At 66.3% G+C, this 14,323-nt stretch carries 14 protein-coding genes; 5 read left to right on the plus strand and 9 right to left on the minus strand.

Annotated features, from left to right (window positions below):
- Positions 1-7 precede the first annotated feature (7 nt).
- Positions 8-679 (plus strand): LON peptidase substrate-binding domain-containing protein, encoded by a 672-nt coding sequence (locus AC1DE3_RS13465; protein WP_441511657.1) that lies wholly within the window; start codon positions 8-10, stop codon positions 677-679.
- Entirely contained in the window at positions 676-2,073 is a 1,398-nt protein-coding gene (locus tag AC1DE3_RS13470; RefSeq protein WP_476797000.1) for an MFS transporter, read from the plus strand. The genes AC1DE3_RS13465 and AC1DE3_RS13470 overlap by 4 nt, the downstream gene beginning before the upstream one ends.
- Before the next feature lie 15 nt (positions 2,074-2,088).
- Here the strand turns inward: AC1DE3_RS13470 and AC1DE3_RS13475 are convergent, their stop codons facing one another.
- From AC1DE3_RS13475 to AC1DE3_RS13490, 4 genes are all read right to left on the minus strand, one after another.
- Complete coding sequence (locus AC1DE3_RS13475; RefSeq protein ID WP_476797001.1) at positions 2,089-3,525, minus strand: homospermidine synthase; 1,437 nt, start codon at positions 3,523-3,525, stop codon at positions 2,089-2,091.
- A gap of 151 nt (positions 3,526-3,676) precedes the next feature.
- A complete protein-coding gene (locus AC1DE3_RS13480; protein ID WP_476797002.1) occupies positions 3,677-4,213 on the minus strand; it encodes a GNAT family N-acetyltransferase in 537 nt (178 codons plus the stop codon).
- A gap of 233 nt (positions 4,214-4,446) precedes the next feature.
- The gene (locus tag AC1DE3_RS13485; RefSeq protein ID WP_441511653.1) at positions 4,447-5,592 is read right to left on the minus strand and encodes a type III PLP-dependent enzyme; all 1,146 of its coding nucleotides are present in this window, start codon (positions 5,590-5,592) and stop codon (positions 4,447-4,449) included.
- A gap of 793 nt (positions 5,593-6,385) precedes the next feature.
- Entirely contained in the window at positions 6,386-6,946 is a 561-nt protein-coding gene (locus tag AC1DE3_RS13490) for a glyoxalase superfamily protein (protein WP_441511652.1), read from the minus strand.
- A 278-nt stretch (positions 6,947-7,224) separates the two neighbouring features.
- Between AC1DE3_RS13490 and AC1DE3_RS13495 the strand changes: the two genes are divergently transcribed.
- Together AC1DE3_RS13495 and AC1DE3_RS13500 are read left to right on the plus strand one after the other, a co-directional pair.
- A complete protein-coding gene (locus tag AC1DE3_RS13495; RefSeq protein WP_476797003.1) occupies positions 7,225-8,844 on the plus strand; it encodes an OpgD/OpgG family glucan biosynthesis protein in 1,620 nt (539 codons plus the stop codon).
- Between the two features lie 16 nt (positions 8,845-8,860).
- Positions 8,861-9,133, plus strand: a complete 273-nt coding sequence (locus AC1DE3_RS13500; protein ID WP_476779553.1) for a GNAT family N-acetyltransferase — start codon at positions 8,861-8,863, stop codon at positions 9,131-9,133.
- A 24-nt stretch (positions 9,134-9,157) separates the two neighbouring features.
- Here AC1DE3_RS13500 and AC1DE3_RS13505 read toward each other — a convergent pair whose 3' ends face one another.
- Together AC1DE3_RS13505 and AC1DE3_RS13510 are read right to left on the minus strand one after the other, a co-directional pair.
- Positions 9,158-9,625, minus strand: a complete 468-nt coding sequence (locus AC1DE3_RS13505) for a Fur family transcriptional regulator (RefSeq protein ID WP_441511649.1) — start codon at positions 9,623-9,625, stop codon at positions 9,158-9,160.
- A gap of 154 nt (positions 9,626-9,779) precedes the next feature.
- The gene (locus tag AC1DE3_RS13510) at positions 9,780-10,787 is read right to left on the minus strand and encodes an LLM class flavin-dependent oxidoreductase (RefSeq protein ID WP_476797004.1); all 1,008 of its coding nucleotides are present in this window, start codon (positions 10,785-10,787) and stop codon (positions 9,780-9,782) included.
- A gap of 190 nt (positions 10,788-10,977) precedes the next feature.
- Here AC1DE3_RS13510 and AC1DE3_RS13515 point away from each other — a divergent pair, with 190 nt between their 5' ends.
- Positions 10,978-11,154, plus strand: a complete 177-nt coding sequence (locus tag AC1DE3_RS13515) for a hypothetical protein (protein ID WP_476779556.1) — start codon at positions 10,978-10,980, stop codon at positions 11,152-11,154.
- 18 nt (positions 11,155-11,172) lie between these two features.
- On the opposite strand, the gene serA is transcribed toward AC1DE3_RS13515, so the two are convergent.
- The 3 genes from serA to AC1DE3_RS13530 form a co-directional block, all read right to left on the minus strand.
- A complete protein-coding gene (gene serA / locus AC1DE3_RS13520) occupies positions 11,173-12,432 on the minus strand; it encodes a phosphoglycerate dehydrogenase (protein WP_476797005.1) in 1,260 nt (419 codons plus the stop codon).
- A 107-nt stretch (positions 12,433-12,539) separates the two neighbouring features.
- Positions 12,540-12,971, minus strand: a complete 432-nt coding sequence (locus AC1DE3_RS13525; RefSeq protein ID WP_476852440.1) for an NfeD family protein — start codon at positions 12,969-12,971, stop codon at positions 12,540-12,542.
- A gap of 22 nt (positions 12,972-12,993) precedes the next feature.
- Complete coding sequence (locus AC1DE3_RS13530) at positions 12,994-13,974, minus strand: SPFH domain-containing protein (RefSeq protein WP_476779558.1); 981 nt, start codon at positions 13,972-13,974, stop codon at positions 12,994-12,996.
- Positions 13,975-14,323: the final 349 nt, after the last annotated feature.

Raw genomic sequence — 14,323 nt, forward strand, 5'->3', positions numbered from 1 at the left:
ACCGCACATGGGCATAAACGCCGTCTATGAGGGGGCCGGGGATTGCCCTGAGGTGATCCCGCTCTTCCCCTTGAGCGGCGCGCTGCTCCTGCCGCGCGGCCAGATGCCTCTCAACGTCTTCGAACCGCGCTATCTTGCCATGATCGACGACGCACTGAAGAGCGAGCGCGTCATCGGCATGATTCAGCCCGAGCCAGAGGTTGGCCGCCAGCCGGAAATCCCTCCTCTGCTCAAGGTCGGCTGCCTCGGCCGGATCACTCAGCTCGCGGAAACCGGCGACGGGCGCTACATCATCACCCTGACCGGGATCAGCCGGTTCCGGCTGCTGGATGAATTGTCGGTCACAACCCCCTACCGGCAGGCACGCGTCGATTACGAGCCCTTCGCCGCGGATTTCGTCGCCCGCACCGGCGAGGAGGAGGTCGATCGCAAGGGCCTGCTCAAGGCGCTCAAAGACTTCGCCAAGGCGAACGACCTCAAGATCGACTGGAAGGGCGTCAACGAGGCTCCCAATGAGGCTCTCGTCAACGCGCTCTCGATGATGTGCCCGTTCGGGCCGCGCGAGAAACAGGCCCTTCTCGAGGCGCGGACGCTGAAGGATCGGGCGGAGGTGCTGGTCGCGATCACCGAGATCGAGCTGGCCCGCGGCGGCAGCGACCCGGACACCACCCTGCAGTGACCGTCGCCACGCCACCTGCCGAAGCTCCGCCGACAGTCTGGCCGCCGCGCCGCGCGGTCGTGGCGTGGATCTTCTTCGACTGGTCGGCGCAACCTTTCTTCACGCTGATCACCACCTTCGTCTTCGCGCCGTTCTTCGCCTCAGTGCTGACGAGCGATCCGGCGGAGGGGCAGGCGCTGTGGGGCTATGCGACCGGGCTAGCGGGCCTTTGCATTGCTCTGCTCTCGCCCCTGCTCGGCGGCATCGCCGACCGGACAGGGCCGCGCAAGCCCTGGATCGCGGCTTTCGGGGCGCTGCTGGTGATCGGCTCGGCGATGCTCTGGTTCGCGGTGCCGGGCTCGGCCTTCGCGGTGACGATCGCACTCGCCGGTTTCGTCATCGCGACGATCGGCGCCGAGTTCGCGACGACCTTCAACAACGCGATGATGACGCGGCTCGTGCCGCCGGAGCGGCTGGGCTGGCTCTCCGGCACAGGCTGGGCCGTAGGCTATCTCGGCGGGCTCTTGTCGCTCGCGATCACGCTCGGGCTGCTTGCGGCCGATCCGCATACCGGCAAGACGCTGGCAGGCATCGCGCCGATCTTCGGGCTGGACGCGGCCGCGCGCGAGGGCGACCGCTTCTCCGGCCCGCTCACGGCGCTATGGTTCGTCATCTTCGTCACGCCGATGTTCCTGCTCACCCCGGATTCGCGCAAGACGGGCCTGAGCCTCGCCGAGGCGGCCAGCGGTGGCGTCGGGCGGCTGAAGGCGACACTGGCCGAGCTGCCGAAGCTGCCCTCGCTCGGCCGCTTCCTGCTCGCCAACATGATCTACCAGGATGCGCTGGTCGCGCTCTTCGCCTTCGGCGGAATCTATGCGGCCGGCGTCTTCGGCTGGCAGACCATCGAGCTCGGCGTCTTCGGCATTCTGCTCACCCTCACCGGCACGCTCGGCGCCTGGCTCGGCGGCAAGCTCGACGACGCCATCGGAGGCAAGCCGGTTATTCTGGGGGCGATCGCCTGCCTGCTCTTTGCCTGCCTGGGCATCCTCTCGCTGAGTGCCGACCATATCCTGTTCGTGATCCCGGCCACCCCGCACGCTCCCGGCGACGGGCTCTACGCTTCGCTGCCGGAGCGGGTCTATCTCGGTCTCGGCCTGCTGATCGGCCTCGTCGCCGGCCCGTTGCAGGCGGCTTCCCGCAGCCTGATGGCGCGGCTCGCGCCGCCCGGCCGCATCGGCGAGTTCTTCGGGCTCTTCGCCCTGTCGGGCAAGGTCACGTCCTTCATGGGCCCGACGCTGGTCGCAATGGCGACGAGCGTCTTCGCCAGTCAGCGGGCTGGGCTTGCCGTCCTGATCGTCTTCTTCCTGGCAGGCGCGGCGTTGCTCGCCGGCGTCACAGTGAAACGGGCGCCGTAGCGCCCGTTCTGGTCGTCAGCGAACCAGGATGTTCCTGAACTGCCAAGGATCGCTCTCGTCGATATCCTCCGGGAACAGCCCCGGACGGCCATCGAGCGGGGTCCAGTCGGTGTAATAGCCGTTCACCGGCCCGAGATAGGGTCGTTGGATCTCGAGGCAGCGGTTGAAGTCGAGCTCTTCGACCTCGACGATCCCGGCGCGCGGATTCTCCAGCGCCCAGACCATGCCGGCGAGCACGGAAGAGGTCACCTGCAGACCGGTCGCGGTCTGGTAGGGCGCGAGCGAACGCGCCTCCTCGGTCGAGAGCTGCGAGCCGAACCAGTAGGCGCCCTTCTCATGGCCGTAGAGCAGCACGCCGAGCTCGTCGATGCCGTCGACAACCTCGTTCTCCTCGAGGATGTGCTGCTCCTCCTGCGGGCGGCCGGCATTGCCGAACATCTCGTGCAGCGAGAGCACGGCATCGTTCGCCGGGTGGTAGGCGTAATGGCAGGTCGGCCGGAAGATGGCCTTGCCGGTCTCGTCGCGCACAGTGAAATAGTCCGCGATCGAAATCGACTCGTTATGCGTGACCAGGAAGCCATACTGCGCGCCCGGCGTCGGGCACCAGCTGCGGACCTTGGTCTCGGCCCCGGCCTGCATCAGATAGATCGCCGCCTGCGAGCCTGTCTCGTGGCCATGCGCATTCGCCGGCATCCACTTCTCGTGGGTGCCCCAGCCGAGTTCTGCGGGCTGCACGGCTTCCGCGATGAAGCCCTCGACCGACCAGGTGTTGACGAAGACGCCCGGCGGCTTGGGGTTCTTCGAACGCTGCGTATCGCGCTCGGCGATATGGATGCCCTTGACGCCGACGCGCTGCATCAGCGCCGCCCATTCCTCACGGGTGTTCGGCTGCGTCGCATTGAGACGCATATCGGCGGCAAGGTTCGTCAGTGCCCGCTTCACCAGCGAGGAGACCATGCCGGGATTGGCGCCGCAGCAGGAGACGGCCGTCGGGCTGCCCGCCGGGCGCGCCCGCTTGGCGGCGAGCGTCATCTCGCGCAGCGCGTAGTTCGAGCGCTCGGCCGGGCCCTTGCTCTCGTCGAAATAGAAGCCGAGCCAGGGCTCGTTGACCGTATCGATATAGAGCGCACCGAGGCTGGAGGCGAGTTCCATCAGATCGCGCGAGCCGGTATCGCAGGACAGGTTCACGCAGAAGCCCTGCCCGCCGCCGGCGGTCAGCAGCGGCTCCAGGATCTCCTTGTAATTAGCCGGCGTCAGCGCTTCCTGGATGAAGCGGATGCCGCGCTCGTCGAGCAGGTGGCGATTGGAATCATCGGGAGCAATGACGACGAAGCGGCTCTTGTCGAACTTGAAGTGCCGTTCGAGCAGCGGCAGCGTACCGCGGCCGATCGAGCCGAAGCCGATCATCACGATCGGGCCGGTGATCTCGCCGTAGACGGGCCAATTCGTCATTCTCTGTAACTCCTGGGTTCTGGGGGCAAAAAAGGTCGAAAGGGTCGTATGGGCGCAAAATCGCGCCGTCAATCGCCGGAACGCCTTCCATGCGGGTGAGCGCATGGAAAGCGCCGGGCGATGACGGCGCGATGACGATGGATGTGAAGCGTCAGGCGGCCTGCGCCACCTCGTCCGCTTCCACGGCCGCTGGGATCATGGCACCGCCGGCTACGAGCACGCCGCTTGCACCGTCGAGCGCGCCCTCGCGCAATTCGATGGCGAGGAAGCGCTCGCGCTCGACCGGGCCGGGCATGGCTAGGTCGCGGGTCAACGCCGCATCGAAGCCGAACCGTGCGTAATAGGGCGCGTCGCCGACGAGGATGACCGCGCCATGCCCGCGGCAGGCCGCACGCCAGAGCGCCTCGCGCATCATCGCCTTGCCGAGCCCCTCGCCTTGGAGTTCCGGCTTGACCGCGAGCGGGCCGAGCAGCAGCGCCGGCACGCCATCGGCTTCCACATGCCAGAGGCGGACCGTCGCCAGCAGCTCGCCGTCACGCTCGGCGGTCAGGGCAAGCCCCTCCGCCGGCAGACGGCCCTCGCGCAGGCGCTCGCTGGACTTGGCGGTGCGGCGCTCGCCCAGGCACCGGTCGAGCAGCGCCTCGCGGGCGGGAATGTCGTTGGCGATCTCGTCGCGGATCGTGATCATGACGCACCTCCTGCCGGAGCGCCTGCGCTCACGCAGACCTTCCCGGCGCCGCGCGAGCGCGGCCACAAGCGGATGGATTGTGTGGAAGGGGATCCGGCGGGAGCCACGCCCGCATCTCCGTTCTGGAGATACGAACGCTCCACCCGACTGGCGTCGGACAGCCTGCCATGCGGCAGGGCGCTTCGCCGGACCCGATTGGCATGGGGGCGGCGGAAGCCGCCCCGTACTTTCCGTCAGATGACGTACTGCTTCAGCGGCGGGAAGCCGTTGAAGGCGACGGACGCATAGGTCGTCGTATAGGCTCCCGTGCCTTCGATCAGCACCTTGTCGCCGATCTCCAGCGAGAAGGGCAGCATGTACGGGGTCTTCTCGTACATGACGTCGACAGAGTCGCAGGTCGGGCCGGCGAGCACGCACGGGACGGTCGCATCGCCGTCGCGCGTCGTGCGGATGGGGTAGCGGATCGCCTCGTCCATGGTCTCGGCGAGACCATTGAACTTGCCGATGTCGAGATAGACCCAGCGGACCTCGTCCGACTCGGCCTTCTTCGAGATCAGCACGACCTCGGCCTCGATCAGGCCGGCTTCGCCGACCATGCCGCGGCCCGGCTCGATGATCGTCTCGGGCAGCTGGTTGCCGAAATGCTTCGACAGCGCCCGGAAGATCGCGTCGCCATAGGACGGCACGCCCGGAATCGGCTTCAGGTAGCGCGCCGGGAAGCCGCCGCCCAGGTTGACCATCGACAGCGAGATGCCGCGGGTGGCGCACTCCTTAAAGATCGCCGAGGCCGAGGCCAGGGCGGAATCCCAGGCGTTCACATTCGCCTGCTGCGAGCCGACATGGAACGAGATGCCATAGGCCAGCAGGCCGAGGCGATGGCCGTGCTCGAGCACGTCCGCGGCCATTTCGGGCACGCAGCCGAACTTGCGCGAGAGCGGCCAGTCGGCGCCCGCGCCGTCGCAGAGGATACGGCAGAAGATGCGCGCGTCCGTCGTGCCGGTCTTCTCGGCAGAACGAGCGACCTTCTCGACCTCGGCCGTGCAGTCGACGGCGAAAAGACGCACGCCGAGCTCCATGGCGCGCACGACGTCGCGCTCCTTCTTGATGGTGTTGCCGAAGGAGATGCGGTCGGCGGTGGCGCCGGCAGCGAGCGCGAGCTCGATCTCGACGACCGAAGCGCAATCGAAGCAGGAGCCGAGCTTGGCCAGCAGGGCGAGCACTTCCGCCGCCGGATTAGCCTTCACCGCGTAGAAGACGCGGGTGTCGGGCAGCGCGCGGGCGAAGGCATGATAGTTCTCGCGCACGACATCGGTGTCGATGACGACACAGGGCCCGTCCTCACGTCGGGTGCGAAGAAACTCACGGATGCGGTCGGTCATGAGACGCGACTCCCCTACGACGCAAGCGGCGTCGATGCGATGTATCGCCGAATGAATCGCTGTCATCGCAAGGCGCTGTGGAGACGCCTTCGACAACGGACGAAACGTCCGGACCCGAAACACCGTTCGATTGGGGAAGACCCCGCACGGCCGGCAATGAAGGACAAGCCTCTTCGGTGCCGGCCTGTGGAAAGCCGGCGAGACCAAAAAAGCCCGCTCCGTCGTTGCTTTAAGCTGCGTCCCCCGTGGAGATTCGGGGTTCGCCGGTTTTGCCTCCGGCTGCTGGTCTGTGTCGGGGAACGCCTCTCTTGCGAGAAACGGGAAGCGTGATTTGAGGGATGTCCATCCCCTCCATCCGTCTTCCAACCCCTGGCGGCTGTCCGGCCTCTTGTCCGGATGCCCACCGACCAGCACGCGGCCACAGGCACGTGCGAATTGGGTGAACGCGATATACGGATGCCGGCCCCGGACCACAAGTGTTTTGTGCACCCTGAGCCGCATTTTTTTGCAGGGTCGATCCGAGCCCATTCGGGAACGGATTAACGGCAAAAAGCTCTTCGCCGGCTATGGGTTAGCATGTGCCATGTCGATGCGGAATTCATGCCGTGCGCTCCGGGCTTCGCTGAGAGAGAAGCACGGAGTCTATGAACACGTCCCTCCGGTCATGGTCGGGCTTGTCCAGACCATCCACGTCTTCGCTGGTCGAACACCGGGTTCAAGACGTGGATGCTCGCCAGAAGGGCGAGCATGGCGGTGCGGTGCGCGCTTCGGCACCGATCATTCGTCGAACGCGTCAGCCACGCTTTTCGCAGAACCGGATTCGGTTGCCGAAGGGGTCCGGCACCTGCAGGGTGCGCCCGCCCGGCCCATCYTCCTCGATGCCCGGCTTCGAATAGGTATAGCGCTTGCCGATCAGCTCGGCATGGAGGGCATGGATCCCCACCATCCAGACGAAGACGGTCGATCCGGGGCTGGCGTCGCCGTGATGCTCGGAGAGATGGAGCTGCAGGCCGGAGCGCGACACCTGCATATAAAGCGGCATGTTCGGTCCGAAACGATGGTCCCAGTCCATCGTGAAGCCGAGGAAGTCGAGGTAGAACTCCTTCGCCTTGGCCTCGTCGAAGATCCTGAGGACCGGAATCCCCATCTGCAGACGTACGGCCCCGTCGGTCGCCGCAGCCGGCGCATCGGGCGCGGTGTCCCCGATCTTCGCCGCCAGCACGTTCCAGTCGTCATAGCCGAACTGGCGCGCCACGATTTCGAGGGTTTCGGAATGGGAGAGCGTCACCTGCCTCGCGGCCATGGTCTCGCGCAGGCTCTTCGCCATCTGCTTCGCATCGCGGAAGCTACGCATCGTCGTGATCCTTCTCGCTGCGGACGGGAGTGATCGGGGCTCGCCTTGCCGATATCCGTCCACGAGTCGATCGGGATCAGGACAGGGACTTCATCTGGATGCGTTCACCTTGCCCCTTCGGGGCGCGAGCGGCTGGCCGCATCCGGCCGGTCGCGAAGGTTGCGATATCTTCATCTCCTGTCAATGGCGGATGCCCTAGACCGGCCCCATTTGATGGCCTTAAGTCTCGGCTGCTGCTCAATTTCGCGGACAGCCGCGACGGGGAATACGGACCACGCATGACCATGACAGATCGCCGCCGGGTTTTGGGGGGACTCTCAGCCGCGCTCTGCCTTTCGGCAGCGCCCTCCGTCCTTCTGGCGCAGCAGCCGCGGCCTCAGACACCGCCGCAAGGCCAGCCCCAGCCGCCGCCGCCTCAGAGCGCGGCGCCGCAGCCGCGCTTCAGCTTCGAGGACGTGCAGCGCCGGGCGCGCGAGATCGCCGCCGTCGCCTATGAGCCGAGCGCGAGCCTGCCCGAGGCGCTGGCGAAGCTCGACTACGATGCCTGGCGCGACATCCGCTTCCGGCCCGAGCGGGCATTGCTCGCTCAGAACGGCTCGCCCTTCCGCATGCAGATGTTCCATCCGGGCTTCCTGTTCACCCGGCCGGTCACGGTGAACGTAGTCCGCGACGGCGTGCCGACCCCTGTGCCCTATGCCGCCAACCTGTTCGATTACGGCAAGGTCAAGTTCGACAAGCCGCTGCCTGTCAATCTCGGCTTCGCCGGCTTCCGGCTGCACTATCCTCTCAACGACCCCCGCGTCTTCGACGAGCTGATCTCCTTCATTGGAGCGAGCTATTTTCGCGTGCTCGGCCGCGGCCAGCGCTACGGCCTCTCGGCACGCGGGCTTTCGATCGGCGCCGGCACGGCAAACGAGGAATTCCCGGTCTTCCGCGAGTTCTGGATCGAGCAACCCACGGCCGATGCCGAGCGCGTCATCATCCACACGCTGCTCGACTCCCCCTCGGTGACCGGCGCCTTCCGCTTCACCATCTATCCCGATCTCGACACGGTGATCGATGTTGCGGCGACACTCTATCCGCGCGTCCCGATCGAGAAGCTCGGCCTTGCGCCGCTGACCTCGATGTTCTTCACGGGGGAGAACGACCGCCGCTTCTTCGACGATTTCCGCAGCGAGCTGCATGATTCAGACGGGCTGATGATCCATTCCGGCAGCGGTGAGTGGATCTGGCGCCCGCTGCGCAATCCCAAGCAGCAGGCCGTCTCTTCCTTCGTCGAGCGCAATGTCCGCGGCTTCGGCCTGATGCAGCGCGACCGCACCTTCGAGCACTATCAGGATCTCGACCTCGCCTATGAGCTGCGCCCGTCCTACTGGATCGAGCCACAGGGCGACTGGGGCGAGGGCGTCGTCGAGCTGATCGAGATGGCGACCTCGGACGAGACCAACGACAATGTCGTTGCGCTCTGGGCGCCGAAGACGCCGCTCGAACCCGGCAAGGAATTCTCTTTCGCCTACAAGCTCACCGCCATGCTTGACTCCAGCGATCTGCATCCGGGCGGGCGGGTGATCAACACTTACCAGGCCAAACCGAAGGCGCTGGGTTCGGGCGAGCCGGTGACGGAGGGCGCCCGCCGCTTCATCGTCGACTTCGCCGGCGGCGACCTCGACTATCACGTCAAGCAGCCGGAAAAGGTCGAGATCGTGCCCTCGATCGCCTATGGCCGCATCGATCGCGCCTTCATCGTGCCGAACCAGAAGACCAAGGGCTTCCGCGCCTTCATCGATGTCGTGGTCGAGCCCGGCCAGCTCGCCGAGATGCGCGCCTTCCTCAAGAGCGGCGGCAAGGCCCTGACCGAAACCTGGAGCTACCCCTGGCGTTCGGACGCGCAAGGCTGATCTGAAGGAGCCGACCATGGACGTCGTCGAGAGACCCGAACAGAACCGATTCGAACTGGCGCTCGATGGCGGCACGGCCCTCGTTGCCTACAGGCTGGACGGCGATCGGGTGGTGCTTGTTCATACCGAGGTGCCCGAGCAGTTCGCCGGGCAGGGCGTCGGCTCGCGCCTGGCGAAAGGCGTCTTCGAGCTGCTCCGCGCGAGCGGACGCAAGGCCGTGGTCCGCTGCGAGTTCCTCAAGGGCTGGATCGCGAAGCATCGCGAATACGACGACGTCATCGACGGCTGAAGCATCGGCCCAGGCCGGAGCGCGTCAGCTCTGCTTGCGGCTCTTACGCTGCGCCGGCGTCTTGGCCGGCGGCATCTTGCGACCATAGAGCTCCAGCCGATGCCGGACGAGCTCATAGCCGAGCTCGGCAGCGATACGACGCTGCAGCTCCTCGATCGCGTCCGAGGAGAATTCGATCACCTCGCCGGAATCGATGTCGATCAGATGGTCGTGATGTTCCTGGCCGGCATGCTCATAACGCGAGACGCCGTCCTCGAAGGCGTGGCGTTCGATCGCCCCTTGCGACTCCAGCACCTTCATCGTGCGATAGACTGTCGAGAGCGAGAGTGTCGGATCGAGGGCGAAGGCGCGCGTGAAGATGCCTTTCGCATCGGGGTGATCATCCGCCTCCGCCAACACGCGCAGGATCAACCGCCGCTGCTGCGTCATGCGCAGCCCGGCCCCCTTGAGCTGGTTTTCGAAAACGGCGACGCGCCGGTCCACTTCGATCATGTCACGGAGATACCGCGAACGGGTGATTTTGCAAATTCACCTATATGATAATCACTCTCATTTGCATTATTATTGCAAATGATTTTCTATTGCAATAGCTGCCGCGGCCGTCATGTTGCGCAACATGACGGACCATCCGGCAGATTTTCCGCTCTCAGGCTGCGCTCCGCGCCGCGCGGAGATCAGCCGCGATTCCCGCCACCAGCTCGAAGGAGCGCTTGCGCTTCTCGTGGTCGAAGATCGGCGCGGTGATCATGATCTCATCGGCGCCGGTCTCACGGATGAAGGCGCCGAGCGAACGCTTCAGCGTCTCCGGCGAGCCGATGAAGGCATAACGCAGCATCTGCGAGACATGCGCCTTCTCCGCCGGTGACCAGTACTGCTCGATATCGTCGATCGGTGGCTGGAGCTTGCCACGCGCGCCGCGGACCATTCCGACGAAACGCTGCTGCAGGGAGGTCGCGAGATGGCGCGCCTCCTCGTCGGTCTCGGCGGCGACGACATTGATGCCCGGCATCGCATAGGACGTTGCAAGCTGCTCGGAAGGCTTGAAGCGTTCGCGATAGACCGCGAGCGCCTGCAACAGCGCATCGGGCGCGAAATGCGAGGCGAAGCTGTAGGGCAGGCCAAGCTCCGCCGCGAGCTGCGCGCCGAAGAGGCTGGAACCGAGGATCCACAGCGGCACGTTCAGCCCCTCCCCCGGCACGGCGCGGATCGCCTGGTTGGGACCGGCCGGCGCGAACAGCGCCTGCAGTTCCAGTACGTCCTGAGGGAAGCTGTCTGATGACATCGGGCTGCGGCGCAGCGCCCTGAGCGTGAGCTGGTCGGTGCCGGGCGCCCGGCCGAGACCGAGATCGATGCGCCCGGGGAAGAGCGCTTCCAGCGTGCCGAACTGCTCGGCGATCACGAGCGGAGCGTGGTTCGGCAGCATGATGCCGCCGGCGCCGATGCGCATCGTGCTGGTCGCCGCCGCGAGCTGGCCGATCACGACCGAGGTCGCCGCGCTGGCGATGCCGACCATATTGTGGTGCTCCGCCACCCAGTAGCGGGTGTAGCCGAGCTTCTCGGCATGGCGCGCCAGATCGATCGACTTGAGCAGCGCCTGGCGCGGCCCCTCCCCTTCGACGACTGGAACGAGATCGAGGACGGAGATCGCGACCATGACGGCCCCTGCTGGCTGGCGCCGGACGAAGTGCCGGCGGGAAGGCTGAGCTTCACCAGATGGGAAGGCTGCGCGCCCTGGTCCAGAGGCAGGCGCGGCTCGTCATGGCGCGCCTGCGCTGACGTTATGGCGGAACGCCCCTCGCCCTGCGGAGTTGATTTGCAAAGCCACCCACGCCGAAGGAGCGACCATGACCACGACCGCCAATCCGGCCAAGGAAAGCCTGCGCAAGGAGCAGAAGGAACAGCGCAAGGCTGAGCGCAAGCACGGCAAGGACGCCGATCTCAACCAGGCATTGAAGGACACCTTCCCCGCCAGTGACCCTGTCGCCTTGGAAACGCCGACCAAGCCGGGCGGCCGCGACTGAAATGCCTTCCCCGGCGTGTCAGTCGCGCTGATAGAGCAGCCGGGCGCGGATCGTGCCGTCGAGGGCACGAATCTCGCGCAGGATGTCGCGCGCCTCGGTGATCGAGACCTTGTCGGCCTCAATGACGACATAACCGACCTCGCCGTCGGTATGGTAATTCTGCGCGGCGATGTTGACCTGCCGGTTCGCGAAGACGTCGTTGAGGCGCCGCAGCATGCCCGGCACGTTTCTCTGGACATGGATGAAGCGCGTGCCCACAGCGCGCACAGGGATCTGCACCTGCGGAAAGTTCACCGCGCCGACCGTCGAGCCGACATCGGAATAGTCGACAAGTTTGCGTGCGACCTCTGCGCCGATACGCTCCTGCGCCTCCTCGGTCGAGCCGCCGATATGCGGCGTCAGGATCACGTTAGCGCAGCCTTGCAGCGGCGAGACGAAGCGTTCCGCGTTGGAGGCGGGTTCGACCGGGAAGACATCGACCGCAGCCCCCGCAAGATGACCGCTCTTCAGCGCCGCCGCGACCGCGTCGAGATCAACGACGGTGCCACGCGAGTTGTTGATGAGGTAGGCGCCCTGCTTCATCTTGGCGACCTGGGCGGCGCCCATCATGCCGGCGGTCTGCGGCGTCTCCGGCACATGCAGCGAAACGATGTCGGCGGCGCCGAGCAGGGCGTTCAGGCTCTTCGTCGGCTCGGTGTTGCCATGGCGCAGGCGGTCGGTGTGATCGTAGTAGATCACGCGCATGCCCATCGCCTCGGCCAGCGTCGAGAGCTGGCTGCCGATATTGCCGTAGCCGATGATTCCGAGCGTCTTGCCGCGCACCTCGAACGAGCCGTTGGCCGACTTGTCCCAGCCGCCATCATGCGCCGAACGCGAGCGGTCCGGAATGCGCCGGAGCAGCATCACGATCTCGCCGATGGTCAGCTCCGCGACGCTGCGGGTGTTGGAGAACGGCGCATTGAACACCGGCACGCCTTGCTGGCGCGCCGCCTCCAGATCGACCTGATTGGTGCCGACCGAGAAGCAACCGACGGCGAAGAGCCGGTCGGCAGCGGCGAAGACCTCCGGAGTCAGTTGCGTGCGCGAGCGGATGCCGAGCACATGCACGCCCTGGATCGCCTTGAGCAGCGCCTCGCGATCGAGCGCCTTGGGCAGCCGCTCCAGATTGGAGTAGCCGGCCTGCTGCAGCAGTTCGACGGCGGAATCGTTGATACCTTCCAGCAGCAGGACCTTGATGCGGTCCTTCGGAAGGGAAAGGCGTTCGCTGAGGCTGGTCATGGCTGCTGCGCTCGTGAGGGAGCGGTTGCTATAGTCCTCGTGGCGCGCGAGGCCAACGCCTTAGACGCAACGCCGGCGCGAAAAACCCCGCATCGGATGCAAAAACCTCATGCCTTCTCCACGACCAGCGTGGAGCCCTCAACGCGCACGACCTTGATCTCCGTCCCTGCCAGCAGCTCCGGCCCGATGATCCGCCAGGACGAATCGCCGACGCGGATACGGCCCTCGCCGGCGGTCATCGTCGCCTCCAGCCGGAACACCTTGCCGATCAGCTGGCGGCCACGGTCGTTGAGGCCGGTCGCGGCATCCGGCTCCTCGCTCCGGCGGCGGGTCAGCAGACGTCCGGCGAGGACGCAGATGACGGCGAGCACAGCGAAGACCAGCATCGCCGCCTGCCAGCCCATGCCGGTGAGGCCGGCGAGAGCACCGGTGACGAGCGCGGCAAGGCCGAGCCAGATCAGGAAGACGCCGGGCGCCAGCATCTCGCCGCCGATCAGCAGCAGGCCGAGGATCGCCCAAAGCCAGCCGCTATGGTTCATCAGCCACTCCGGCATGGCCGCCTCAGCCGCCCGTCCGGCTCGCGGCCGGCACCGAACCCGAGCCGCGGCGCTGCGCCACCGCCTCCTCGCCGAACACGGCCTTGGTGAGCTGGGCGATGCCACCGACCGTGCCGGCGAGCGCTGCGGCCTCGATCGGCACGATCACCACCTTGCTGTTGTTGCTGCTGGCGATCGCCTTCAGCGCATCGGTATAGCGCTCGGCGATGAGGAAATTGGCGGCCTGGATGTCGCCGCGGCTGATCGCCTCCGAAACCATGGCGGTCGCGGTCGCCTCCGCCTGGGCCAGCCTTTCGCGCGCCTCGGCGTCGCGCAGCGCCGCTTCCTTGCGGCCCTCGGCGGCGAGGATCTGCGCCTGCTTCTGGCCCTCGGCCTTGAGGATCTCGGACTGCCTCTGCCCCTCGGCCTCCAGCACGGTGGCGCGCTTCTCGCGCTCGGCCTTCATTTGCCGGTTCATCGCGCCGGCGATGTCGGCCGGCGGCAGGATGTCGCGGATCTCGATGCGCGTGACCTTGACGCCCCAGGGCGAAGCGGCGGCGTCCATGACGCGCAGCAGCCGCTCATTGATCTCGTCGCGGTGGGAGAGGAGCTGGTCGAGGTCCATCGAGCCGACGACGGTGCGGATATTGGTCATGGTCAGGAGCATCAGCGCATCGTGGAGCGCGGCGACCTCGTAGCTGGCTTTTGCCGCGTCGAGCACCTGGAAGAAGGCGACGGCGTCGATGCGCACGCCGGCATTGTCCTTGGTGATCGCCTCCTGCGAGGGAATGTCGAGCACCTGCTCCATGACATTCACCTTATGGCCGATACGGTCGATATAGGGCACGATCAGGCCCAGCCCCGCGCTCAGCGTGCGCGAATAGCGGCCGAAGCGCTCGACGGTGTAATTGTAGCCCTGCGGAACGGTGCGGACGCCGCGCGCGATCGTCAGGATGACCAGCGCCACGACGACGACGACTGCGATATTGTAGCCCGACAGATCCATCCCATACCCCTCGCGGCGCTGTCGGCGCCGGCCCTGCCCGTGACAGCGCCCAAACTGGCGGTTGCCGCGAGCGGATGCAAGGAGGGCTGGCAGCCAAACGCTGCCTTCCGCTGGCCGGCCTGCGCCATCGAACGGAACACCACCGTCATGCTCGCCCTCGTGGCGAGCATCCATGTCTTGCGCGCGTCGATCGGCAGTCCGGTTCTAAGACGTGGATGGTCGGGACAGGCCCGACCATGACGGCAGCGCCTCCCGCCCATAGGTCTTCACCCGCCCGTGCTCGCGCGCGGTCGTTTCAATCTGAGGGGCAGCGGAGCGCCGCGAGGCGCGTGGGTATCGGGCCGCTTCC

Source organism: Allobosea sp. 10L417 (assembly GCF_056395485.1).